The 23129-nt window shown below is 73.5% G+C and carries 21 protein-coding genes; 11 read left to right on the plus strand and 10 right to left on the minus strand.

All coding sequences use genetic code 11. The annotated features are described in order from the left end of the window. Positions 1 to 19 precede the first annotated feature (19 nt). The 3 genes from DJ476_RS13990 to DJ476_RS14005 form a co-directional block, all read right to left on the minus strand. The gene (locus DJ476_RS13990; protein WP_112490661.1) at positions 20 to 1618 is read right to left on the minus strand and encodes an acyl-CoA carboxylase subunit beta; all 1599 of its coding nucleotides are present in this window, start codon (positions 1616 to 1618) and stop codon (positions 20 to 22) included. Beyond that, entirely contained in the window at positions 1615 to 3318 is a 1704-nt protein-coding gene (locus tag DJ476_RS13995; protein WP_112492511.1) for an acyclic terpene utilization AtuA family protein, read from the minus strand. Before DJ476_RS13995 ends, DJ476_RS13990 begins: the two co-directional genes overlap by 4 nt. 113 nt (positions 3319 to 3431) lie before the next feature. Next, complete coding sequence (locus DJ476_RS14005; RefSeq protein ID WP_112490662.1) at positions 3432 to 4325, minus strand: TIGR03084 family metal-binding protein; 894 nt, start codon at positions 4323 to 4325, stop codon at positions 3432 to 3434. Positions 4326 to 4561: 236 nt separating this feature from the next. Between DJ476_RS14005 and DJ476_RS14010 the strand changes: the two genes are divergently transcribed. After that, positions 4562 to 5293 carry an NUDIX domain-containing protein gene (locus DJ476_RS14010; RefSeq protein WP_112490663.1) on the plus strand — a complete coding sequence of 244 codons (732 nt, stop codon included), beginning with the start codon at positions 4562 to 4564 and terminating at the stop codon, positions 5291 to 5293. 40 nt (positions 5294 to 5333) lie between these two features. On the opposite strand, the gene DJ476_RS14015 is transcribed toward DJ476_RS14010, so the two are convergent. Then, a complete protein-coding gene (locus DJ476_RS14015; protein WP_103419063.1) occupies positions 5334 to 6296 on the minus strand; it encodes an EamA family transporter in 963 nt (320 codons plus the stop codon). Between the two features lie 138 nt (positions 6297 to 6434). Between DJ476_RS14015 and DJ476_RS14025 the strand changes: the two genes are divergently transcribed. Further along, positions 6435 to 7475 (plus strand): LysR family transcriptional regulator, encoded by a 1041-nt coding sequence (locus DJ476_RS14025; RefSeq protein WP_318294672.1) that lies wholly within the window; start codon positions 6435 to 6437, stop codon positions 7473 to 7475. A 90-nt stretch (positions 7476 to 7565) separates the two neighbouring features. On the opposite strand, the gene DJ476_RS14030 is transcribed toward DJ476_RS14025, so the two are convergent. The 4 genes from DJ476_RS14030 to DJ476_RS14045 are packed head-to-tail and all read right to left on the minus strand — an operon-like array spanning position 7566 to position 13428. Further along, a complete protein-coding gene (locus DJ476_RS14030; protein ID WP_103419062.1) occupies positions 7566 to 8750 on the minus strand; it encodes a hypothetical protein in 1185 nt (394 codons plus the stop codon). Next, positions 8747 to 9862, minus strand: coding sequence for a hypothetical protein (locus DJ476_RS14035; RefSeq protein ID WP_167480377.1), 1116 nt, complete (start codon positions 9860 to 9862; stop codon positions 8747 to 8749). Before DJ476_RS14035 ends, DJ476_RS14030 begins: the two co-directional genes overlap by 4 nt. A 47-nt stretch (positions 9863 to 9909) precedes the next feature. Then, on the minus strand, positions 9910 to 10449 hold the full coding sequence (gene cpt / locus DJ476_RS14040; RefSeq protein ID WP_112490664.1) for a chloramphenicol phosphotransferase CPT: 540 nt from the start codon (positions 10447 to 10449) through the stop codon (positions 9910 to 9912). Between the two features lie 39 nt (positions 10450 to 10488). Then, entirely contained in the window at positions 10489 to 13428 is a 2940-nt protein-coding gene (locus tag DJ476_RS14045) for an FAD-binding and (Fe-S)-binding domain-containing protein (RefSeq protein ID WP_208853498.1), read from the minus strand. A gap of 250 nt (positions 13429 to 13678) precedes the next feature. Between DJ476_RS14045 and DJ476_RS14050 the strand changes: the two genes are divergently transcribed. From DJ476_RS14050 to DJ476_RS14090, 9 genes are all read left to right on the plus strand, one after another. Further along, a complete protein-coding gene (locus tag DJ476_RS14050; protein WP_112490665.1) occupies positions 13679 to 15280 on the plus strand; it encodes a sensor histidine kinase in 1602 nt (533 codons plus the stop codon). Continuing rightward, positions 15277 to 15699 carry a roadblock/LC7 domain-containing protein gene (locus DJ476_RS14055; RefSeq protein WP_053559945.1) on the plus strand — a complete coding sequence of 141 codons (423 nt, stop codon included), beginning with the start codon at positions 15277 to 15279 and terminating at the stop codon, positions 15697 to 15699. Before DJ476_RS14050 ends, DJ476_RS14055 begins: the two co-directional genes overlap by 4 nt. After that, a complete protein-coding gene (locus tag DJ476_RS14060; RefSeq protein WP_112490666.1) occupies positions 15696 to 16067 on the plus strand; it encodes a DUF742 domain-containing protein in 372 nt (123 codons plus the stop codon). The genes DJ476_RS14055 and DJ476_RS14060 overlap by 4 nt, the downstream gene beginning before the upstream one ends. After that, complete coding sequence (locus DJ476_RS14065; protein ID WP_103419059.1) at positions 16048 to 16731, plus strand: GTP-binding protein; 684 nt, start codon at positions 16048 to 16050, stop codon at positions 16729 to 16731. The genes DJ476_RS14060 and DJ476_RS14065 overlap by 20 nt, the downstream gene beginning before the upstream one ends. Continuing rightward, complete coding sequence (locus DJ476_RS14070) at positions 16728 to 18089, plus strand: cytochrome P450 (RefSeq protein ID WP_112490667.1); 1362 nt, start codon at positions 16728 to 16730, stop codon at positions 18087 to 18089. Before DJ476_RS14065 ends, DJ476_RS14070 begins: the two co-directional genes overlap by 4 nt. Beyond that, on the plus strand, positions 18086 to 19315 hold the full coding sequence (locus DJ476_RS14075) for a cytochrome P450 family protein (RefSeq protein ID WP_112490668.1): 1230 nt from the start codon (positions 18086 to 18088) through the stop codon (positions 19313 to 19315). Before DJ476_RS14070 ends, DJ476_RS14075 begins: the two co-directional genes overlap by 4 nt. A gap of 95 nt (positions 19316 to 19410) precedes the next feature. Continuing rightward, positions 19411 to 20529: a phosphoserine transaminase gene (gene serC / locus DJ476_RS14080; RefSeq protein ID WP_103419056.1), complete on the plus strand. Its 1119-nt coding sequence runs from the start codon at positions 19411 to 19413 to the stop codon at positions 20527 to 20529. A 244-nt stretch (positions 20530 to 20773) separates the two neighbouring features. Then, positions 20774 to 21304: a Uma2 family endonuclease gene (locus DJ476_RS14085; protein WP_318294882.1), complete on the plus strand. Its 531-nt coding sequence runs from the start codon at positions 20774 to 20776 to the stop codon at positions 21302 to 21304. Between the two features lie 36 nt (positions 21305 to 21340). Continuing rightward, positions 21341 to 21901, plus strand: coding sequence for a DinB family protein (locus tag DJ476_RS14090; protein ID WP_208853499.1), 561 nt, complete (start codon positions 21341 to 21343; stop codon positions 21899 to 21901). Between the two features lie 196 nt (positions 21902 to 22097). Here DJ476_RS14090 and DJ476_RS14095 read toward each other — a convergent pair whose 3' ends face one another. Together DJ476_RS14095 and DJ476_RS14100 are read right to left on the minus strand one after the other, a co-directional pair. Beyond that, positions 22098 to 22511, minus strand: coding sequence for a DUF4259 domain-containing protein (locus DJ476_RS14095; protein WP_112490669.1), 414 nt, complete (start codon positions 22509 to 22511; stop codon positions 22098 to 22100). A 161-nt stretch (positions 22512 to 22672) separates the two neighbouring features. Then, positions 22673 to 23116 carry an Asp23/Gls24 family envelope stress response protein gene (locus tag DJ476_RS14100; protein ID WP_103419054.1) on the minus strand — a complete coding sequence of 148 codons (444 nt, stop codon included), beginning with the start codon at positions 23114 to 23116 and terminating at the stop codon, positions 22673 to 22675. Between the last annotated feature and the right edge of the window lie 13 nt (positions 23117 to 23129).

A 23129-nucleotide genomic window follows, 5' to 3' on the forward strand; every position in this document is an offset into this window, starting at 1 on the left:
AGGGTTCATCATGCGCGGGTCACATCCGGAAGACGCCGAAGCCGCCGCGGGCGCCCTCGACCGGTGCGGTGTGGATCGCGGACAGGCACATCCCGAGGACGGTCCGGGTGTCGCGCGGGTCGATCACCCCGTCGTCGTACAGCCGGCCCGACAGGAACATCGGCAGCGACTCGGCCTCGATCTGCTGCTCCACCATGGCGCGCAGCCTGGCGTCCGCCTCGTCGTCGTACGGCATCCCCTTCGCGGCGGCCGACGCGCGGGCCACGATGGAGAGGACCCCGGCGAGCTGCTGCGGGCCCATGACGGCGGACTTGCTGCTCGGCCAGGCGAAGAGGAAGCGCGGGTCGTAGGCACGCCCGCACATGCCGTAGTGCCCGGCCCCGTACGAGGCGCCCATGAGCACCGACAGGTGCGGGACACGGGAGTTGGCGACGGCGTTGATCATCATCGCGCCGTGCTTGATGATGCCGCCCTGCTCGTACTCCTTGCCGACCATGTAGCCGGTGGTGTTGTGGAGGAAGAGCAGCGGAATGTCCCGCTGATTCGCCAACTGGATGAACTGGGCGGCCTTCTGCGACTCCTCGCTGAAGAGAACGCCCTGCGCGTTGGCGAGGATGCCGACCGGATAGCCGTGCAGCCGCGCCCACCCCGTGACCAGGCTCGTCCCGTACAGCGGCTTGAACGCGTCGAAGTCCGAGCCGTCGACCAGCCGGGCGATCACCTCGCGCGGGTCGAAGGGCACCTTCAGATCGCCCGGCACGATCCCGAGCAGCTCCTCCGCGTCGTACTTCGGCGGCTCGGCGGGCCCGGGGCCGGGGTGCGCCTTGCGCCAGTTGAAGCGGGCGACGATCCGCCGGGCCTGCCGGATCGCGTCCTGCTCGTCGACGGCGAAGTGGTCGGCCAGCCCCGAGGTACGGGCGTGCATCTCGGCCCCGCCGAGGGACTCGTCGTCGCTCTCCTCGCCGGTGGCCATCTTCACCAGCGGCGGCCCGCCGAGGAAGACCTTGGAGCGTTCGCGGATCATCACGGCGTGGTCGGACATCCCGGGGACGTACGCGCCTCCGGCGGTCGAGTTGCCGAACACCACGGCCACGGTGGGGATTCCGGCCGCCGAGAGCCGGGTGATGTCCCGGAAGAGCGCCCCGCCCGGGATGAAGATCTCCTTCTGGGAGGGCAGATCGGCGCCGCCCGACTCCACCAGGCTGATGCACGGCAGCCGGTTGGCGAAGGCGATCTCGTTGGCGCGCAGGGCCTTCTTCAGCGTCCAGGGGTTCGACGCCCCGCCGCGTACGGTCGGGTCGTTGGCGGTGATCAGGCACTCGACGCCCTCCACCACCCCGATCCCGGTGATGAGCGAGGCGCCGACCGCGTAGTCGCTGCCCCAGGCGGCCAGCGGCGACAGCTCCAGGAACGGGGTGTCGGGGTCGACGAGCAGTTCGATCCGCTCGCGGGCGGGGAGTTTGCCGCGCTTGCGGTGGCGGGTGACGTACTTCTCGCCGCCGCCCGCGAGCGCCTTGGCGTGCTCGGCCTCCAGGGCGGCGAGCTTCTCCAGCAGGGCGGCCCGATTGGCCTCGTACTCAGGACTGTTGGTGTCGAGCGCGGTGGGCAGGACGGTCATGCGGTCACCTCCGGTACGGGGTCGGCGCCGTCCAGCAGGGCCACGGGGATCGGCAGCCACCGCGACCGCAGCCACTCCCCCACCGCCTTGGCCTGCGGATCGAACCGCGCCTGGGACGCGACGCCCTCCCCCAGGAGGCCGTGCACGGTGAAGTTGAGGGCGCGCAGGTTGGGCAGGACATGGCGTACGACGGTCAAGTCGCGGGTCTCCGGCAGGAGTTCTTTCAGCCTCTCCACGGTCAGCTCATGCGCCAGCCACCGCCAGGCGTCGTCGCTGCACACCCAGACGCCCACGTTGGCGTCGCCGCCCTTGTCCCCGCTGCGGGCACCGGCGACGAGCCCGAGGGGAGCACGGCGGGTGGGGGCGGAGGACGGGTACGGGTCGGGGAGCGGCGGCGCGTCGACGTCACCCAACTCCTGCGTACAGGGAGGAGGTTCGACGATCACACGGCTCCCGTCCGGCAGCACGGCGATGTGCTCGACCTCTTCCACCGGTACGTGGATCGCCTCGAACACCCCGTAGGGCGCGCCCTTTCCGGGCGGGGCGGTGACATGGAAGCCCGGATAGCTGCCGAGGGCCAGTTCGACGGCGGCCCCGGAGACCGCCCGGCCCACCGCCTCCGCGTCCTGGTCCCGGACGGTGAGCCGGAGCAGCGCGCTGGCCCGCTCCTCGGTGTCGGCGTCGGGCCGGTCGGTACGGACCAGCTCCCACCGCACCTCGGCCGGCAGCCGCCCGCCGCCCCGCTCCAGGGCATCGCTGAACTGGTCCTGCACGAGAAGGGATTTGGCCTCCAGATCCAGCCCCGTGAGGACGAACACGACCTCGTTGCGCCAGCCGCCGAGCCGGGTGAGCCCGGCCTTGAGGGTGGGCGGCGGGGCCTCTCCGCGCACCCCGTCGACGCGCACCCGGTCCGGGCCGTCGGGCGTGAGCCGTACGGTGTCGAGGCGGGCGGTGACGTCGGGTCCGGCGTACCGGGCTCCCCCGGTCTCGTACAGGAGCTGGGCGGTGACCGTCCCGATGTCGACGACGCCTCCCGTACCGGCGTGCTTGGTGATCACGGAGGACCCGTCGGCATGGATCTCGGCGAGCGGGAAGCCGGGGCGGCGCACGTCGTGCCTGCCGAAGAAGGCGTAGTTGCCGCCGGTCGCCTGCGTGCCGCACTCCAGGACGTGCCCGGCGACCACGGCCCCGGCGAGGGCGTCCAGGTCGTCGGGTCCCCAGCCGAAGTGGGCGGCGGCCGGGCCGGTGACGAGGGCCGCGTCGGTGACCCGGCCGGTGACGACGATGTCGGCCCCGGCCCGCAGACAGGCGGCGATCCCGGCTCCGCCGAGGTAGGCGTTGGCGGTGAGGAACCCGTCGGGCACGGGCAGGCTGTCGCCCTCGACATGGGCGACAGCGACCGGGACCCCGACCTTGGCCGCCAACTTCCGTACGGCGTCCGCCAGTCCGGCCGGGTTCAGCCCGCCCGCATTGGCGACGATCCTCACCCCGCGCTCATGGGCGAGGCCGAGACCTTCTTCGAGCTGCCGCAGGAAGGTGGTGGCGTACCCCTTCTCCGGGTCCTTGAGGCGGCTGCGGCCGAGGATGAGCATGGTCAGCTCGGCCAGATAGTCGCCGGTGAGGACGTCGAGGGGACCGCCGGTGAGCATCTCGCGCACGGCATCGAAGCGGTCCCCGTAGAAGCCGGAGGCGTTGCCGATGCGGAGGACGGGGGCGGGGGTGGAGGTGGATCCGAGGGCCGGGACGGGGGCGGGGCCCGGGGCCGGGGCGGCGGTGGGGCCGGAGGCCGGGGCGGGAGAGGGGCCGGGGGCGGTCACCGGTCACCTCGTACGGCTCGCTCGGCGCGTACGGCTTGCTCGTCTCGTACGGCTTGCTCGGCTTGCTCAGCTCGTCCCGCTTGCTCAGCTCGTCCGGCTCGCTCGGCGCGGGGTGGGCGGCCCGGTCCGGGCGGTCCGGCGAAGGCCTGGGCGATGGAGAGCCACCGGTCGGCCTCGCTCCCCTCGGCGGTGACGGCGAGGTCGGAGCGATGGGCGCGCTGGGTGACCAGGAGGCAGAAGTCGAGGAGCGGCCCGGTGACACGCTGGGCGGCGCCTTCGGGGCCGTACGCGATCAATTCACCCTCGGGAGAGCGGAGTTCGACCCGGAACTCCTCCCCCGGCGCCTCGATCCCCCGTACCGCGTAGGCGTAGTTCCGGGCCCGCACCCCGATCCGGGCGACATGCCGGAGCCGGGCGGTGGGGGTCCGGGTGACCCCGAGGGCGTCGGCGATGTCCTGGCCGTGGGCCCAGGTCTCCATCAGCCGGGCGGTCGCCATGGAGGCGACGCTCATCGGCGGCCCGTACCAGGGGATCCGGGCCCCCGCCGGGGCCTCCCGCAGCACCGTGTCGAGCCGCCGCCGCCCCTCCCGCCACCGGGCGAGCAGGGCGCGTGGGGCGTGGGCGGCGACCAGGGCGTCGGCGGCCTCGTCGACGAAGGCGTCGGGGGCGGCGAGCGCCTTCGCCACCTCGCCCCCGAACCGCTCGGGCTCGGTGGCGGCCAGCAGCGCGACCTCGTCGGTCCAGGCGAGGTGGGCGATCTGGTGGGCGACGGTCCACCCCTCGGCGGGCGTCGCCCCCCGCCAGGCCTCCTCGCCCAACGCCCCGACCAGCGCGTCGAGTTCGCCGCTCTCCTCGCGCAGATCGTCGACCACCGCTGCGACATCGGACACGTGCGCTCCCCTCGGGACCGGGTGTGGTGCCCAGGAGCATGGCAGCGCGCCAGGAAACAATCAAGCACGCTTGCATGATTTCTTGCCCGGCAGCGATCGTCCGGCTGAGACCCGCCCGCCCCCTGGCACACGCGCCACGCCCGGTCGGCACCTGCCCGCTTCGGCTCTGCCCTGTCACGGCCGGATCACGGCCACGCACCGGCGCCCGTCCGCCACTCCGCTGCTACTCTCCGCCGATGACTGCCGAACCCCACCTGGTGAACCCGCACTTCGACGGCGACCGGCTCGTCCTGGAGGAACACCGCGAGGCAGACCACGTCCGCTACCTCTTTCCCGGTACGGGGACGGGGCCCGGTGGCGCCCTGCGCGCGCTCACCCTGGCCGAGGCCCTGCACGCGCGCATAGGGCCCGCCGGTACGGCGGAGGCCGTCCTGCGGGCCTGGGCGCAGGGGGCCGGAGCGGCGGAGGCGGTGGAGGCGGTGGAGGTGAAGGTGGCCGATCCGGCGGCTGTTCCTCCTGTACGGGTCCGGGCCGGGGCGATCGTGATCCGGGACGGGCACGTCCTGCTCATCCACTTCCGGGAGCCGGACGAGGGCGGCCCGCACTACGAGATCCCCGGCGGCGGGGTCGAGGCGGGCGAGACGCCCGAGGAGGCCGCCGTACGGGAACTCCGCGAGGAGACCGGACTCCACGGGAGCGTCGGGCGGAAGGTGGCGCGGGTCTGGAAGGAGGGCCGACACGAGCACTACTTCCTCATGACGGCCGAGGGCAGCATCGGCCCCGCCGAGACCCTGGACACCTACGGCGGCACCCCGGTCTGGATCCCCGTACCCGACCTGCCCGCCCTCCCCCTCTGGCCGCGCCGCCTCTCCTGGCGCATCGAGCACTGGCACCGCACGGGCTGGCCCACACCCCCGGCCGAACTGGCCGACTCGATCACCGACCTCCAGGCGCCCTGTACGTGGTGAGCGGGGCGGCGTCCGATCCCCGGGCCCGCCGCCGCGACGGTCACCGCTTCTTCTTCCGCGCCCCCGTCTGGCTGCGTACCGCGCCCATGCTCGCCCCGATGACCAGGGCGATGGCGAGGGCGTCCGTCGTGGAGAGGGCCTGGTTGAGGATGAGGAAGCCCGCCGCGGCCGCGATGGCCGGTTCCAGGCTCATCATGACGGCGAACGTGGAGGCGGGCAGGCGGCGCAGGGCCATGAGTTCCAGGGTGTACGGGAGGACGGAGCTGAGGACCGCCACCGCCGCGCCGAGCGCCAGGGTGGAGGGCACGGTGAGCTTGGCGCCGGACTCCCAGATACCGAGCGGCAGCGAGAGGACCGCCGCCACCACCATCGCCAGCGCCAGCCCGTCCGCCTGCGGGAAGCGGCGGCCGGTGCGGGCGCTGAAGACGATGTACGCCGCCCACATCGCCCCGGCCCCCAGCGCGTACGCCGCGCCGACCGGGTCCAGGCGGTCGAAGCCCCCGCCGCCGAGCAGGACCACGCCGACCAGGGCGAGCCCCGCCCACACCACGTTGACCAGGCGGCGCGAGGCGAAGACGGAGAGCGCGAGCGGGCCGAGCACCTCCAGGGTGACGGCAATACCGAGCGGGATGCGGTCCAGCGCCTGGTAGAACAGCGTGTTCATGCCGCCCATCGCCACGCCGAAGGCGAGCACCGTGCCCCAGTCCGCGCGCGAGTGGCCGCGCACCTTGGGCCGGCACACCACCAGCAGGATCAGCGCGGCCGCCGCCAGCCGCAGCGTGACCACGCCCAGCGCCCCCGCCTTCGGCATCAGCAGCGCCGCGACGGCCGAGCCGAACTGGACCGACAGGCCACCCGCGACCACCAGCGCGACCGGCACCAGCGCCGCGCCCTTCCCCGGCCCGGAGCCCTTCCGTCCGGCGGCGTCCAGAGCGGGTGTCGCCTCGGGTACGGCGACGGCTGCCGCGGCGGCCGGCTCCGAAGCACTGCGCTGGACGTTCACGGGCGGCCTTCCGGAGGTACGGGGAGTAGCGGGCGGCACGCCCACGCCCACCCACGGTAGAGACCCGCGCGCCTCCCGTGAAATGACTTCTGCGCTCCCGTTATGCTCCGGACGCATGAGCCGATGGGAGCGCACCGCATGAGCCGTCCCGAAGACCCGGGACACACCGCGTCCCCCGGCCACCACCCGACGCCCGCGACCGGCCCGGCAGACCGCGATCACCACCCGGCCCCCGCCGCTGCCGACCAGGCAGACCCCGGCCACCACCCGGCCCCCGCCATCCACCGGGCAGACCCCGACCATCCCCCGGCCCCCGCCTCCCGGGCCGTCGAACTCCGTCATCTGCGGGCCTTCCTCGCCGTCGCCGAGGAGGGCAACGTCACCCGGGCCGCCGCGCACCTCGGCCTCACCCAGCCCGCCGTCTCCCGCACGCTCGCCGCCCTCGAACGCCACCTGGGCCTCCGGCTCGTCGACCGCTCCACCCACCACCTCGCCCTCACCCCCGAGGGCGTCGCCTTCCGGGACAAGGCCGCCGCGGCGGTCGCCGCCTTCGACGAGGCGCTGGACACCGGGCGGCTGCGCCACTGGCCCCTGCGGCTCGGGCACGCCTGGTCGGCCTTCGGCCCGTACACCACACCGCTCCTGCGCGCCTGGCGGGAGCGTCACCCGGCCACCCCGCTGGAGCTGCTCCGGATCGACGACCGCACGGCCGGGCTCACCCGGGGCGAGGTCGACGCGGCGCTGCTGCGCGGACCGGTCCACGCGCCGGGGCTCGTCACCGAGGTGCTGTTCACCGAGGGCCGGGTGGCGGCGGTGACGGCGGACGGCCCGCTCGCCTCCCGTACGTCGCTGCGCCTGGCCGACCTCGTGGACGGCCCCGTCGTCCTGAACACCGTCTCCGGCATCACGACCCCCGAGCTGTGGCCGCCGCACGCCCGGCCCGCCGCCACCCTCACCGTCGCCAACACCGACGACTGGCTGGCCGCCATCGCCGCCGGGCGCGGCAGCGGGGTCTCGGCCGCCTCCACCGCCGCCATACACCCGCACCCGGGCGTCGCCTACGTGCCGCTCGACGACGCCCCGGGCGTCCCCGTCCTCCTCGCCCGCCGCGACGGCCCCGGCCACCCCGCCCTGCCGAAACTGGCCGCCCTGGCCCGGGAGATCGTCGCGCGGGGGTGAGCCCGAGGAGACCCCGGGCCCGGAGGCCGGGCCGTACGACACGCCCACGGCACACCCACCGCCGCCCCGGACCCCCGTCCCGTACGCGTACTACTCCAGGACCTCCGGCAGCGTCAGCCGGATCGGGCCGCAGCCGATGCGTTCCGCCTCCGCCTCCACGTACGCCGGCAGCAGGGCCCGGACCAGGTTCGGGCCCTTCCCGTCCTCGCTGCCGACCGGCCGCACCCGCTCGGCCACGAACGCCACGTCACCGGTCTGGCACTGCGCGAGGTACACCCCGCGCGTCACGTCGATCGACCCGAACCCCTCGGGTCCGCCCTTCGCGCGGCCCAGCCGGGTGCCGCCGTAGCTCGCCTCACCGGAGAAGACGCGGGCCAGCGCGGGGTCGACGACCGTCGTCAGGCGCAGGCCGCCCGGCGGGTAGCGGCCGCCGGCCTCGCAGGTCCGCGCGGCGCCGCCGTCCGGGCCCACGCGGACCCGCCCCAGCGACGCGCCGTAGGCGGCGGGCGCACTGAGCCCCCGGACCCCGCAGAAGGCGCCCGGCTCCGCCTCCTGCCAGCCGACGAGGCCGGGCAGCTTGTCCGGGGAGGGCGCGGGATACGCACCGGAGCAGCCCAGCTTCCGCAGCACGCCGTTGGTCACCGTCACCACCGCCTCGGCGAGGGCGGCGCGGTCCTTGCGGTCGCGTTCCGGGGCGATCCCGCTGTCGGCCAGGTCGCCCATGGCGAGGTCCACCACGGCCGGGGCGGACAGGATGTCCGGCCGCCCGGTGCAGCTCTCCGGCAGGGCCAGCCAGGCCCGGACGGGCGAGACCATGCCGGGCAGCCCCTGGCCCAGCGGGACCATGTCCGCCCCCAGGAACTGGGCGGGCCACATGTCCTGGCCGTCGTATCCGGCCGGGCGGCGGACCTGCACGGTCAGTTGTCCCGCCGCCCGCTCCTTCTCCTCGTCCTTGTAGCTGGTGATGCGGCACTGCCCGTAGAAGGCGGCCCTGCTGTTCGGGTCGGTCTGCAGCCGCTGGGCCTCCGCCACGGTCTCGCGGTCCCCGAACACCCGCTCCACCAGCGCGTCGTCGAACGTGTCCCAGCAGGGGCCGGGCGAGAGCAGCGGCAACGTGTCCGTGCGCCACGCGACCGTACCGGCACCGAGCAGTACGCCGACGAGCCCGGCCACCGTGACGGCCCGGGCGACCCGGCTCCGTACCAGCCGCTTCAGCAACGGGGGCCGGGAGGCCGCAGCCCCTGCCGCCCCGGCCGGAGTGGTGTCGTCCGTCATCGCGCCTCCCCCTCGGTCCCCTCGGTCCCTTCGGCCGTCTTCGCCGTCTCGCATCCGATCCGCTTGCCCACCGCGTCGGTGAACCGCGCGAACACCCGCCGGTCCTTCTCCCCGCCGCCGTCACCGAGTCCCGGCGCGACGCGGGCGTAGAACACCGTGTCCCGGCCGTCGCAGGCGGTGCGTACGAGACCGTGGGCAGCGCCCTCGGGGAGTCCGGCGAAGACCGCCGCCGTACGGGGAGAACCGGCCATCACGAACTGGGCCGCCGGTTCGTCGGGGCTGCCGAGCTTCCTGCGGACCAGCGAACAGGTCTGGATCCGGTCCCCGACCACCCCCACCCGCTGCTCGTACCGCTCGTCCTCGTCCAGGGGGAACGTCACTCCGGGGATCCGGCAGACGGGGTCGCCCGGCCGCTCGCCGCCCTCCGTCAGCCGCACCATCGGCGCGGACGTGCGCAGCGGCTTCTCCGGCGCGCAGCCCGCCTTCCGCATCCCCACGTCCGCCGCGTCCAGCAACATCGTGGAGATGTCGGGCAGAGAGGCGAGGGTCAGCGGCATCGCGCTCCTGCCCCGGGGGCCGTCGCCCCAGCTCTCGCCCCACAGCGTGACCGCCGACGGCCGGCCGGCCGCATCGCAGGCCTCAGGGAGGATGAGCATCGCCCGGTCGTCCGCGACCAGTCCGTCGAGCCCGTCCGGCAGGGCCGAGGCCGAGCCGTCGAAGTAGCGGTCGATCCAGTCGCGGCGCTCGTCCGGGGCCTCGGGGACCGGGCCGTAGCTGAGGGTCAGCCGGTCCTGGAAGCCGGTCGGCGAGGTGGTGGAGGAGGAGCCGGAACCGGAACCGGAGGACGTCACCGTGAGCGTGCAGGTCGCCGTCTCTCCGCCGGAGCCGGGCGTGCCCGATTCGGTGGCCCTCCGCTCGGAGCCGGGGTCGCGGAGCACGTAGTCACCGAGGAAACGCGGTCCGCTGTCCTGCTCCCAGGCGCCCCAGCAGTAGCGGTCCTTGAACGGCCAACTGTCCGTCGCCCAGAGCCCGATACCGGATATGAGCACCGCTCCGGACAGGGCCGCGGCGAGGACCGCCCACCTCCTCCGCCGCTTTCCACCGTCCTCCATGACGTTCCCCCTTGCGAACCACGACGACCACGGCAAACCCGTCGATGCTAGCGCCCGGCCCCTTCCCCCCTGACGTGGGCGGCGATGGTCCGGGCGCACTCCAGGGATTCGGTACGGGTGGTGTCGACCTCCAGGTCGTAGACCACGCCCCGGTGGACGCTCTCCGCCTGTGCCGCCGCCATACCGACGGTCCGGTCGCCCCGGGCGATCTCCCGCCCCGCCGCGACCTCGCCCGCGCACCGTACGCCGACCCACAACACCCCGAGCCCGCCGAGCCGTTCGCTCCACCGCCGCTGGCCCGCCGCCCCGCTGAGGAACACCTCGTCGACGATGATCCGGGCGCCCGCGCGGGCCATCGCGGCGACCCCCTCGGTCCAGGCGTCCTCCAGCTCCCGGAACTCCGACCCGATGCTCACCGAGCCGTCCGGGCCGAACACGATCCCCGTCTCCGCGGCTTGGAGGGCGGCGGGCATCGCCTCGACCATCGTGTCGGTGCCGAGCGCGAGCCACGGGTCCGGCAGGAGGGCCTGGAGGCACCGGGCGATCCCGGACTTGCCGGAGCTGGAACCACCGTTGAGCACGATCACTTGAGTCTTCACGCGTGTCACCGTACAAGCGCCCCACGCTCACCGCCGTGATGACCGTTCGCCGTCACCGCCCTCCAGCCCCTCCGCGATCACCTCCGCCAGGTGGCGGGCCCGGCGCCCCGCCGGTGGGCCCAGCTGGTCCAGTTGCGTACGGCAGGAGAAGCCGTCCGCCAGCAGTTCCGTGCCCGGCTCCGATTCCCTTACGGCGGGAAGAAGTTGCTCCTCCGCACACGCAACGGACACCTCCCAGTGGCCCTTCTCGAAGCCGAAGTTCCCGGCCAGACCGCAGCACCCGCCGCTGAGTTCGCCGGTCAGCCCCAGCCGCTCCCGCAGCCGCCGCTCCGCCGCGTCCCCGAGGACCGCGTGCTGGTGGCAGTGGGTCTGGCCGACGACCGGGCGGTCCAGGCGGGGCGGGGTCCAGTCGGGGGCGTACTCCTCCAGGTACTGGGCCAAGGTACGGACGCGCGCGGCCAGTTCGGCGGCTCTCGGGTCGTCGGGGAGGAGTTCGGGCAGGTCGGTACGGAGGGTGGCGGCGCAGCTCGGTTCGAGGACGACCACCGGGTGGCCGGGGAGCGGGGCGAACCGGTCCAGGGTGCGGCGCATCACCCGGCGGGCCGCGTCCAGCTGGCCGGTCGACACGTACGTGAGGCCGCAGCAGCCCCCGGCCGGTGGCGGCAGGACCGTGCGGCCCGTCGCCTCCTCCAGCACCCGGACCGCCGCCCGGCCCACCTGCGGGGACAGATACTCGGTGAAGGTGTCCGCCCAGAGGTGGACCACCCGATCGGAGGAGAGGACGCGGGTTCCCCGGTCCCTTCGCGTGCGCAGCCAGCGGCTGTACGTCTCCGTCGCCAGGACCGGGATCGTCCGCTCGGGCGCGATCCCCGCCAGCCGTTTCGCGAGGGCGGCCAACGGCCCTACGCGCGCTAGGGCGTTGAGCGGGCGGGCGAACGGGGCGGCCAGGCGCAGCCACCGCGGCAGGCGGCCCAGGGCGTAGTGGGCGGCGGGGCGGATCCGGCCCTTGTAGTGGTGGTGCAGGAACTCCGCCTTGTACGTGGCCATGTCGACGCCGACCGGGCAGTCGCTGCGGCACCCCTTGCAGGAGAGGCAGAGGTCGAGCGCGTCCCGTACCTCCGTGCTCCGCCAGCCGTCCGTGATCACCTCGCCCGCGAGCATCTCGTGCAGCAGCCGGGCCCTCCCCCGGGTGGAGTGCTCCTCCTCGCCGGTCACCCGGAAGGACGGGCACATCACGCCCGTGCCCCCGCTCGGCGCCTCCGCCGTACGGCACTTGGCGACGCCGACGCACCGCCGTACCGCGCCCGCGAAGTCGCCGCCGTCCTGCGGATAGCCGAAGACCACGTCGACCGGGCGCTTCGGGAGCACCTCGAAGCGGAGGTTCGTGTCCAGCGGGGCCGGGCGGGTGAGGATGCCGGGGTTCAGACCGCCGTCGGGGTCCCACAGGTCCTTGAACGCGCTGAAGAGGGCGACGAGTTCATCCCCGTACATCCGGGGCAGCAGCTCCGCCCGGGCCTGGCCGTCGCCGTGCTCGCCGCTGAGGGAGCCGCCGTGCGCGACGACGAGATCGGCCAACTCCTCGGAGAAGGTGCGGAATCGGGCGATCCCGGGCGGGGTCAGCAGGTCGAAGTCGATGCGTACGTGGATGCAGCCCTCACCGAAGTGGCCGTACGGCGTGCCGCGCAGGCCGTGCCCGGCGAGCAGGGCCCGGAAGTCGCGGAGGTAGGGGCCGAGCCGGTCGGGCGGGACCGCGCAGTCCTCCCAGCCGGGCCAGGCCTCACTGCCGTCGGCCATCCGGGTCGCGGTCCCGGCGGCGTCCTCGCGGATGCGCCACAGGGCCCGCTGCCCGGCCGGGTCGGTGACGACGGCCCCGTCCACCGCGTCGGCCGCCCGCAGAATGCGCTCGGCGTGCGCCCGCGCCTCGGCCGGGGTGGCGCCGCCCGTCTCGACGAAGAGCCAGGCGGTCCCGCGCGGCAGCCCGGCCGGTTCGCGTACGAGGTCGGCGGCCATGCCCTCGACGGTGAGCGGGCCGTACGGGAGAAGGCCCGGGGCGGCTTCGGCGGCGGCCGCCTCGTCGGCGTACCCGAGGACGGCCAGGGCGCGGGCGCGCGGGGTCTCCACCAGGCGCACGGTCGCCTCGGTGACCACGGCGAGGGTGCCCTCGCTGCCGCAGAACGCCCGGACCGGGTCGGGGCCGCCGGGGTGCTCGGGGAGCAGGGCGTCGAGCGCGTAGCCGGAGATGCGGCGCGGAAGGTCGGGGTAGCCGGTGCGGAGGAGGGCGAGGTGGGCGCCGATCAGTTCGCGTACGCCGTGGGGGCCGTGGGCCGACGCATCGCCTACGCGGCCGGGGCCGTGGGCCGATGTGCCGCGCACGCCGTCGGGCCCCATGCCCCGGGCCTGTTCCAGCCGCAGCACCTCGCCCCCGTACCGGACCACCTCCAGCGCCCGCACGTTGTCCGCCGTGGTGCCCCAGGCCACCGAGTGCGCGCCGCAGGAGTTGTTGCCGATCATGCCGCCGAGGGTGCAGCGGCTGTGGGTGGACGGGTCGGGGCCGAAGGTCAGGCCGTGCGGGGCGGCGGCGGCCCGGAGGTCGTCCAGGACCACGCCGGGCTGGACGGTGGCGGTGCGGGCGGCCGGGTCCACGTCGAGGATCGCGTTCAGGTGGCGGGTTAGGTCGAGCACCAGACCGGTGCCGGTGGCCTGGCCCGCGATGGAGGTGGCGCCGCCGCGCGGGACGACGGGGACCCCGTACTCCCGGCAGACCGTCAGCGCCGCCGCGAGGTCGTCGGCGTCGCGCGGGGCGAGGACGCCGAGGGGGACGCGGCGGTAGTTGGAGGCGTCCATCGTCGTCAGGGCCCGGGCGGCCGGGCCGAAGTCGGTCCCGCCGCGCACGGCGGCGCGGAGCGCGGCGACGAAGCCGGCCGGCGGTGCCGGCGGTCCGGTATGCGGGCGATGGAGTTCGGCCATGGCCTCAGCATGCCGTCGGTACAGATGAACTCTTGGGATGTGGACTGACAAAATCGCTCAAGCTTCACAAAAAAGCCCACAAGATCTTCCCAAACAGACCGTCAAGTCTCCTATAGTGACCAAGACTTGAGCAGGAATTATCAGCTCCAGTTGTGCATGATCGTCCACTCCCGTGGTGAACTGTCCGGATTTCACCGGTGCGGTTTCGCCTCGTCCCTCGTCCCGCACCGTCCGCCACCGAGGACTCCGATTGCGCCCCTCATTCAGGCCCACCGCACTCGCCCTGCTGATCTCGGCAGCCGTCACCGGCGCGCTGACCCTGTGGGCCGTGGCCGCGGCCCCCGATGCGGTACGGACCCCGCTGGCCTGGGGCGCGGCCGGGGCCGCCGTCCTGCTGAGCATCTGCGTGGCCGTCACCGTCCACACCCTGGGGACCGTCCGCGCCCTGCGCGCCCAGCGGGCCGCCGACAACCAGCGGTTCAACGCCGAGACCTCGCGGCTGGTCTCCGCCTCCGCGGCCGAGGCCCAGCGTTTCACCGCGGAGACGGCCCGGATCAAGGCCGCCGCCTCCGCCGAGACCGCCCGGGTGACCGCCGAGGCCCGCGCCGAGAACGAGCGGATCGCCGCCGAGGCCGCCGCCGAGAAGGCCCGGCTCACCGTCACCGTGGACCGGCTCACCGCCCGCGCCACCCGCGCCGAGACCGAGCGCTCCGCCGCCGTCGCGGCCTGCGCCAACGCGGCCGGGCGGATGCAGGCCCTGGCCACCAGCATGCTGGCCGACCTGCGGGAGATGGAGCACCGGCACACCGACGAGTCCGTCCTGGGGGACCTGCTCCACCTGGACCACCGCACCGCCCAGGCGGGCCGGCTCGCCGACTCCATCGCCGTACTGACCGGGGCGCGCTCCGGTCGGCGGTGGGCCAAGCCGATCGTCATGGAGTCGATCCTGCGCGGCGCGATGGGCCGCATCGGCTCCTACCAGCGCGTCCGCCTCCACTCCACCAGCGACGTCGCCATCGCCGGACACGCGGCCGAGGGCGTCATGCACGCGCTGGCCGAACTCCTCGACAACGCGGCCAACTTCTCGCCGCCCACCGCCGAGGTGCATGTGTACGTGGAGGAGGTCCCGGCGGGCATCGTCATCACCGTCGAGGACAGCGGGCTCGTGATGAGCGAGGTGCAGCTGCGCCGCGCCGAGCAGGCCGTCTCCGCCGACCACCAGAACCTCACCAATCTCTCCGGCACCCGGCTCGGACTGGCCGTCGTCGGCCGACTGGCCCGTAAGCACGGCCTGACCGTCTCCTTCCGGCCCTCCGCGCGGGGCGGCACCGGCGCGCTGATGATGCTGCCCCAGGACCTGATCTCCCGGACCGCCGCACCGGCCCTCCCGGACCGGGCACCGGCCGCGCCCCCCGCCGCCGCGCTCCCGGCCGCCACGCCTTCGGCCGCACCCGTGACCACTCCCACGACCGCGCCCGCCGAGCCCGAGCCGTCCCACGCGTCGGCCGAGGGGGCGGGCCTCTCCGGGACCGTGCCCGCGGCCCGGTCCACCACCGAGAACCAGGCCTCCGACGGCTCCACGCCCCTGACCCCGGCGGCGGAGCCGCAGCGCACGGAATCGGAGTCCGAATCCACCGGCAGCGTCCCCGCGTTCGGCGAGAGCGGCCTGCCCAAGCGCCGCCGGGGCCGCACGCTGGCCGCCGCCGAAGCCCGTAACGGCAACGCCGCCCACGGCGGAGCCGACACCCCCCAGGCCCGTACCACCGACGCGAAGGTCCAGGCTGCGCGCTTCAGCACCTTCAGCCGGGCGGTACGTGCCAACTCCCAGCACCCGGAAGGCAACACCCGATGACCGCGACCACCGACGAGAAGCTCAACTGGCTGCTGGAGGGGCTGCTCGACCGCACCCCCGGCACCCGCCACGCCCTCGTCCTGTCCCGCGACGGCCTCAAGCTGTGCCGCACCCCCGAACTCTCGGTCGACCAGGCCGACCAGCTCGCCGCGATCTCCGCCGGGATCCAGAGCCTCTCGCACGGCGCGTCCATCGAGTTCGGTGACGGCACCGGCGGCGTACGCTCCGCGATGGCCGAGTTCTACGGCGGGGTGCTGTTCATCGTCGAGGCGGGCGCGGGCGCCCACCTCGCGGTCGTCGCCGACGAGGACTCCGACGTGGGCCTGGTCGGCCACAACATGAGCGAGCTGGTCGAACAGCTCGGTGAGCACCTCGTCGCCCCGCCGCGCACCCCCGTGGCAGAGAGTTCGGCCGTATGACGACGGCGCCCCGCCCGCGCCCGGACCGCGACGACGATCCGGACCGGCTGTACACCCTCACCGGGGGACGCAGCCGCTCCGACTCGGCCGCCTTCGACCTGGTGACCCTCGTCGTCGCGGAGTGCGACCCGGCCCCCGGTATGCAGTCGGAGCATGTGGCGATCCTGCGGATGTGCCAGAGCCCGACCGCCGTCGTCGAGATCTCCGCGACCCTGAACCTGCCGGTCAGCATCGTCCGCATCATGCTGTGCGACCTGCTGGACACCGGCCGGGTCAGCGCCCGCCACCCCCGTACCGCCCGTGTCGCGGACCGGCTCCCCGACCCCGACATCCTGGAACAGGTGCTCGTTGGACTCCGCAACCTCTGACCGCGCCACCCTGAGCGACACCGCCGACAACGGACTCAAGATCGTTGTCGTCGGCGGCTTCGGCGTCGGCAAGACCACCATGGTCCGATCCGTGAGCGAGATCCGTCCGCTCAACACGGAGGAGACGATGACCCGCGCGGGCGAGGCCGTCGACCACCTCGACGGCGTCCAGGCCAAGACGTCCACCACCGTGGCGTTCGACTTCGGCCGCATCACGCTCGACGCCCGCTCGGTGCTGTACCTCTTCGGCGCGCCCGGCCAGGAGCGGTTCTGGTTCCTGTGGGACCGGCTCTTCTCCGGCACGCTCGGCGCGGTCGTCCTCGTCGACACCCGTCGGCTGGCCGACTCCTGGTACGCCATCGACCGCCTGGAGCACCACGGCACGCCGTTCATCGTGGCGTGCAACGACTTCGGCGGGCCGCTCCACAGCGAGCAGCAGATCCGGGAGGCCCTGGACCTCGCGGACGACGTACCGCTGGTGGAGTGCGACGCGCGCGACCGGTCCTCCAGCAAGTACGTGCTCATCACGCTCGTCGAGCACCTCGCCGCGCTCTCCGCCGCCCGGCTGCGCGTCCCCGGGGCCGACCTGCCGGGAGCCGCCGTGCCCGGGGCCGCCGTGCCCGCGGGAGCCCTGGCCGGCCCGACCCCGGAGCCCGCCCCGTGACCACGACCTCAGACACCACCGGGGCCACCGGACCGACGGCTTCCGACCCGGCGACGGCCTCCGGAACCACGGGCTCCGGGGCCACGGCAGCCTCCGGAGCCACTGCCTCCGGCTGCCCCGTCGCCCACGGCTCCGTCCCGCTCTCCGGCCCCCGCTTCCAGAGCGACCCCGTCCAGCTCTACCGGGACATGCGGCGCGACCACGGCGCCGTCGCCCCGGTCGTGCTCGACGGCGACGTGCCCGCCTGGCTCGTCCTCGGCTACCGCGAGCTGCACCAGGTCACCGGCGACCCGGTCCTCTTCAGCCGCGACTCCGAGCTGTGGAACCAGTGGGACCGCATCCCCGACGACTGGCCGCTGCTGCCGATGATCGGGCGCAGGCAGAACTCGATCCTCTACACGGTCGGTGAGCGCCACAGCGTCCGGGCCATGATGATCAGCAACGCGCTGGAGGGCGTCGACCCGTTCTCCCTGAAGCGGTACGCGGAGGAGTTCGCGGACGAGCTGATCGACCGGTTCTGCACCAAGGGCGCGGTCGACATCATCGCGGAGTACGCCAAGCTGCTCCCCGCGCTGGTCCTGGCCAGGATCTACGGCTTCTCCGACGAGGAGGCGTACCCCCTGGTCGGCGCGATCAACGACATGATCGACGGCCGCGAGCGGGCGCTGGCCGGACAGCAGCACCTGGCCACCTCGATGTTCCGGCTGCTGGCCGACAAGCACGCCGAGCCCGGTGACGACGTCGCCAGCCGGATGCTCGCGGACACGGGCGGGTTCACCGACGAGGAGGTCGCCCAGGACCTCATGGTGATGATGGCGGCCGGCCACCAGCCGACCGCCGACTGGATGGGCAACTCGCTGCGCCTGATGCTCACCGACGAGCGGTTCGCCGCCTCGCTCTCGGGCGGCCGGCACAGCGTCGCGGAGGCCATGAACGAGGTCCTCTGGGAGGACACCCCCACCCAGAACGTGGCGGGCCGCTGGGCCTCCCGCGACACCCACCTCGGCGGCCGCCACGTCCGCGCCGGTGACCTGCTGCTGCTCGGGATCGCCGCCGCCAACGGCGACCCGCAGGTCCGGACCCACGCCTCGGCGCTGACCGGTGGCAACAACGCGTTCCTCTCCTTCGGCCACGGCGAGCACCGCTGCCCGTTCCCGGCCCAGGAGACCTCCGAGGTCATCGCCCGTACCGGCATCGAGGTGCTGCTCGACCGGCTGCCGGACGTGGACCTCGCCGTCCCCGCCGAGCAGCTCACCCGCCGCCCGTCGCCGTGGCTGCGCGGCCTCACCGACCTGCCCGTGCTCTTCACGCCCACGCCCGCCCTCGGCAGACCCGGAAGCCACGGAGGCCCCGCATGACCCGCATCGCGCTCGACCCCTTCGTCAGAGACCTCGACGGCGAGAGCGCCGCGCTGCGGGCCGCCGGGCCGCTGGCGGAGGTGGAGCTTCCGGGCGGTGTACACGTGTACGCGGTCACCCGCTACGCGGCGGCCCGGGCGCTGCTCACCGACAGCCGGGTGGTCAAGGACATCAACGTCTGGAACGCCTGGCGGCGCGGCGAGATACCCATGGACTGGCCGCTGATCGGCCTGGCCAACCCGGGCCGCTCGATGCTCACGGTCGACGGGGCCGACCACCGCCGGCTCCGTACGCTGGTGGCGCAGGCGCTCACCGTACGCCGGGTGGAGCGGCTGCGGGAGGGCATCGAGGCGCTGACGAACGCGAGCCTGGAGAAGCTGGCGTCCCACCCGGCCGGGGAACCGGTCGACCTGAAGGCGGAGTTCGCGTACCCGCTCCCCATGAACGTGATCAGCGAGCTGATGGGCGTGGACGCGGCGGACCACCCGCGGCTGAAGGAGCTGTTCGAGAAGTTCTTCTCGACGCAGACCCCGCCGGAGGAGGTCCCGCAGATGATGGCGGACCTCGGCACCCTCTTCACCAAGATCGTCAACGACAAGCGGGCCAACCCGGGCGACGACCTCACCAGCGCGCTGATCGCGGCCTCCGAGAACGGTGACCACCTCACCGACGAGGAGATCGTCAACACGCTGCAACTGATCATCGCCGCCGGACATGAGACCACCATCAGCCTGATCGTCAACGTGGTGGAAGCCCTCCAGACCCACCCGGAGCAGCGCGAGAAGGTGTTGAACGGCGAGATCGGCTGGGACGGCGTGATCGAGGAGACGCTCCGTTGGAACACCCCGACCTCGCACGTCCTGATCCGTTTCGCGACGGAGGACATCGAGGTGGGCGAAAAGATCCTGCCGAAGGGCGAGGGGCTGATCATCTCGTTCGGCGCGCTGGGCCGGGACGAGGAGCAGTACGGCCCGACGGCGGGCGAGTTCGACGCCACCCGCACCCCCAACCGCCACATCGCCTTCGGCCACGGCCCGCACGTCTGCCCCGGCGCGGCCCTGTCCCGCCTGGAGGCGGGCATCGCCCTCCCGGCGCTCTACGAGAAGTTCCCGGAACTGGAGCTGGCGGTCCCGGCGTCCGAGCTGCGCAACAAGCCGATCGTGACGCAGAACGACCTGTACGAGCTGCCGGTGAAGCTGGGCTGCCCGTTCGGCCACGAGGGGTGACCGCCCCTTTGTAGGGGGTCTACGAGCCGGAGCGTGCGTCTCACCGGACGGACACGGTTGCAACGCCGTGCCGCCGAGGGACTACGCTCCGACTCGTGGCCGACATCCAGATTCCCGCTGACATCAAGCCCGCAGACGGACGCTTCGGCGCCGGTCCCTCCAAGGTGCGGACGGAGGCGCTCGACGCGCTGGCCGCCACCGGCACCTCTCTCCTCGGCACGTCCCACCGCCAGGCCCCGGTCAAGAACCTGGTCGGCGAGGTACGGGACGGGGTGCGCGCGCTCTTCTCCCTCCCCGAGGGGTACGAGGTCATCCTCGGCAACGGTGGCTCCACCGCCTTCTGGGACATCGCGACGCACGGTCTGATCGAGACGAAGTCCCAGCACCTGAACTTCGGCGAGTTCTCCTCCAAGTTCGCCAAGGCCGCCAAGCTCGCGCCCTGGCTCTCCGACCCGACCGTCATCGCCTCCGACCCGGGCACCCACCCGGACCCGCAGGCCGAGGCGGGCGTGGACGTCTACGCCTTCACCCACAACGAGACCTCCACGGGTGTCGCGGCCCCGGTCAAGCGCGTCGCGGGCGCCGACGAGGGCGCGCTCGTCCTGGTGGACGCCACCTCGGGCGCGGGCGGTCTCCCGGTCGACATCACCGAGTCGGACGTCTACTACTTCGCCCCGCAGAAGTCCTTCGCCTCCGACGGCGGCCTGTGGATCGGCGTGTTCTCCCCGGCCGCCCTGGAGCGCGCGGCCCGGATCCACGCCTCGGGCCGGCACATCCCGGAGTTCTTCTCGCTGCCGACGGCGATCGACAACTCGCTGAAGAACCAGACGTACAACACCCCGGCGCTGTCCACCCTCTTCCTGCTGAACGAGCAGCTGAAGTGGATGAACTCCCAGGGCGGCCTGGACTTCACGACGGGCCGCACGGCGGCTTCGTCGGGCCACCTCTACACCTGGGCCGACGAGTCCAAGTACGCCACCCCGTTCGTCACGGACCCGGCGAAGCGCTCGCAGGTCATCGGCACGATCGACTTCGCGGACGAGATCGACGCGGCGGCCGTCGCCAAGGTCCTGCGCGCCAACGGCATCGTCGACACCGAGCCGTACCGCAAGCTCGGCCGCAACCAGCTGCGCGTGGCCATGTTCCCGGCGATCGACCCGGCGGACGTCCAGGCACTGACGGCGTGCATCGACTACGTGATCGAGAAGCTGTAGCTCCTCGCGTCTTCCACGGCTGTACGGAGACGGCCCGGCACCCACACGGCGTGCCGGGCCGTTTCCGCGTCACCGGACCGGGTGACGCGGAACCCCGGGCCCAACTCCCCTCTCCCGGCCGCACGATCATGGAGCATCGAGCCCCACCGCCCGCAGGAGACTCCATGCACGCAGCACCGCCCGGCCCGACCTCCGGCATCGGACCCGGCTCGCTGCTGGACAGCGCCAACCGCTCTCCGCCCGGCTGCCGGACAGCCGCTTCGAGATCATCGGCGGGGTCATCACGGCCACCCCGCTCCTGAACGGCCCGCACGCCGACACACTGACCACGCTCACGCTGGCACTCGGCGCCGCAGGTCTCCACGGCAAGGAGACGAGGGTCCTCCAGGGCATCGGTCTCCGGCTGCCCGGCAGCCCGGAGGACTACGCGATCCCCGACCTGGCAGTCGTCGACGCGGACTACCGGGACCACCCGGCCGAAAACGCGACCTATGACCCCGCCTGCTTCCGCCTGGTGGCCGAGGTCACCTCCGGGAGCCACCGGAACGACCTGCGCCACAAGGTCACCGCCTACGCCCAGGCCAAGATCCCGGTCTACGTCGTCGTCGACCGCAAGCACGGCCGCGTCCACGTCCTCACCGAACCGCTCCCCGGCGGCTACGACCGTCACGAGGTCTACGCCCCCGGCCAGGAGGCCCCGCTGCCGGACTCCCTCGGCGCCGAAGTCACCTTGGACGTCGACGAGATCGTGCGCGCGGGCCGCCCGAAACGCTGAGGACGGGTGTGAGGGGAGAACACTAGGGTGCGCACCATGAGTTCACCCCAGCCCCAGCCCGGCCCCGTACCTTCTGCCTCCTCCGCACCCGTTCGTCCCGCCGCCCTCCATGTCCCGTACACCGGAGGCGAGAAGGAGAGCCTGCACGCCAGTCTGGACCTGCACCGGGATGCGGTGCTGTGGAAGCTGGAAGGGCTGGACGACGAGCAGGTGCGGCGGGTGATGACGCCGAGCGGGACGAGTCTGCTCGGGCTGGTGAAGCATCTGGCGGCCGTCGAATACGGGTGGTTCTGCTCGACGTTCGGGCGGGAGACCGAGCCGTTCTGGTTCGACCCCGCGACCGAGGACATGGCGGCCTCCGCCGACGAGACGACCGCCGGCATCGTGGTCTTCTACGCCCGGGCCCGCGCGGCCGCCGACGCCGCGATCCGGGAGACGGACCTGGAGACGACGGGCACCGCGTGGGACGGGCGGGTGGTGTCGATGCGGTGGGTGCTCATCCACATGCTGGAGGACACCGTCCGGCACGCCGGGCACATGGACATCCTGCGCGAACTGATCGACGGCGGCGTGGGCCGCTTCCCGGGCATGGAGTGACCGGGGCGCACAGGCCCGGGGAGCGTTCGGAGCACTCGGGCTCGGAGTGGCCCGAACGCCCGGGCCGGGAGCGACCAGAGCGCGCGAGCTCAGCGCGACCCGAGCACCCGGGCTCGGAGCGCGCCGAGCGGGGCGCACGGGCCCCGCGTCGACGGAGCTCCCGGGCTCTGCGTGGCCGGGAAGCCGCCTCACGTACTCACTCCGCCGGTGCCGCCGCCAGCACCGCGCGCAGGGCGGCTATCCCGGCCAGCCACTCCTTCTCCGCCCCGGCCTCGGCCCACAGGTCCAGCGGCTCCGCGTTGGCGCCGGTGAGACGGTCCAGGGCGCGGACCGCCAGCGGGCGGAGGTCGGCCGGGTGCGGGGGGACGGGGTCCTTGGGGCCGTACGCCGTGGTGATCGGCTCCCCGCCGGGACACTGGGCGGCGACCAGGGCGGCGGCCGCGACCGCCTCCTCGCCCTCGTCCAGATAGTCCTCCGGGGCGGTGTCGGCGGCGGCGGTCAGGACGGCCCGCAGGACGTCCGCCTTCTTGTCCGGCTCGGCGTCGTCGACCCGCCCGCCGAAGTCGGCCGCGGTGTCGTTGTCGAAGTGGCCGATGTCCCAGGCGCCCATGGCGTCCCCCCTCAGTCCTTGTGCTCGTCAGTCGCTGTGCGCGGTCCTGCACGGTCCGCTCTGTCGCGGTGTGCCCCCATCCTCACAGCCACCACTGACAATCAGCCCTCCGAGCGCCCCGGACCCGGCCCGGCCCGGCTCTCACGGGCCCGGTCCGGACCTCATTGCACGCGGCCGCCCGAGTCCTCCTCGTCCTCATCGTCGTCGTCGGGGATGTGCACGTCGAAGACGTTGATGTTGATCTCGACGACCTCCAGCCCGGTCATCGACTCCACGGCCTCGACGACCTGGCCTCTGATCCGGTCGGCCAGCTCGTGGATCGCGACGCCGTACTCCACCTCGACGTCGACGTCGATCGCCGTCTGCTTCTCACCCACCTCCACCTTGACCGCCCGCCCGGCGCCCGAGGAGCCGGAGACCCGGCTCGTGACGGCGCCCAGCGCCTTCGACGCGCCCTTGCCCACCGAGTGGACGCCGTCGGTCTCCCGGATGGCTATTCCGGCGATGGTGGCCACGACGCCGTCGGCGATGGTGGTCGTGCCGCGCACGCCGCCTCCGCCGCCGCTCTTCGCCGCGTTTCCGCTCCGCGTTTCGATGTCGGCCATGTCCGCCTCACAG

It is taken from the genome of Streptomyces bacillaris (assembly GCF_003268675.1).
GTDB classification, from domain to species: Bacteria; Actinomycetota; Actinomycetes; order Streptomycetales; family Streptomycetaceae; genus Streptomyces; species Streptomyces bacillaris.

What these genes read in the sequence shown, in the direction of transcription:
- DJ476_RS13990 (WP_112490661.1), bottom strand. Translation starts at nt 1,618, where the DNA reads ATGACCGTCCTGCCCACCGCGCTCGACACCAACAGTCCTGAGTACGAG.
- DJ476_RS14010 (WP_112490663.1), top strand. Translation starts at nt 4,562, where the DNA reads ATGACTGCCGAACCCCACCTGGTGAACCCGCACTTCGACGGCGACCGG.
- DJ476_RS14025 (WP_318294672.1), top strand. Translation starts at nt 6,435, where the DNA reads ATGAGCCGTCCCGAAGACCCGGGACACACCGCGTCCCCCGGCCACCAC.
- DJ476_RS14030 (WP_103419062.1), bottom strand. Translation starts at nt 8,750, where the DNA reads ATGACGGACGACACCACTCCGGCCGGGGCGGCAGGGGCTGCGGCCTCC.
- DJ476_RS14035 (WP_167480377.1), bottom strand. Translation starts at nt 9,862, where the DNA reads ATGGAGGACGGTGGAAAGCGGCGGAGGAGGTGGGCGGTCCTCGCCGCG.
- DJ476_RS14045 (WP_208853498.1), bottom strand. Translation starts at nt 13,428, where the DNA reads ATGGCCGAACTCCATCGCCCGCATACCGGACCGCCGGCACCGCCGGCC.
- DJ476_RS14055 (WP_053559945.1), top strand. Translation starts at nt 15,277, where the DNA reads ATGACCGCGACCACCGACGAGAAGCTCAACTGGCTGCTGGAGGGGCTG.
- DJ476_RS14060 (WP_112490666.1), top strand. Translation starts at nt 15,696, where the DNA reads ATGACGACGGCGCCCCGCCCGCGCCCGGACCGCGACGACGATCCGGAC.
- DJ476_RS14075 (WP_112490668.1), top strand. Translation starts at nt 18,086, where the DNA reads ATGACCCGCATCGCGCTCGACCCCTTCGTCAGAGACCTCGACGGCGAG.
- DJ476_RS14090 (WP_208853499.1), top strand. Translation starts at nt 21,341, where the DNA reads ATGAGTTCACCCCAGCCCCAGCCCGGCCCCGTACCTTCTGCCTCCTCC.
- DJ476_RS14095 (WP_112490669.1), bottom strand. Translation starts at nt 22,511, where the DNA reads ATGGGCGCCTGGGACATCGGCCACTTCGACAACGACACCGCGGCCGAC.
- DJ476_RS14100 (WP_103419054.1), bottom strand. Translation starts at nt 23,116, where the DNA reads ATGGCCGACATCGAAACGCGGAGCGGAAACGCGGCGAAGAGCGGCGGC.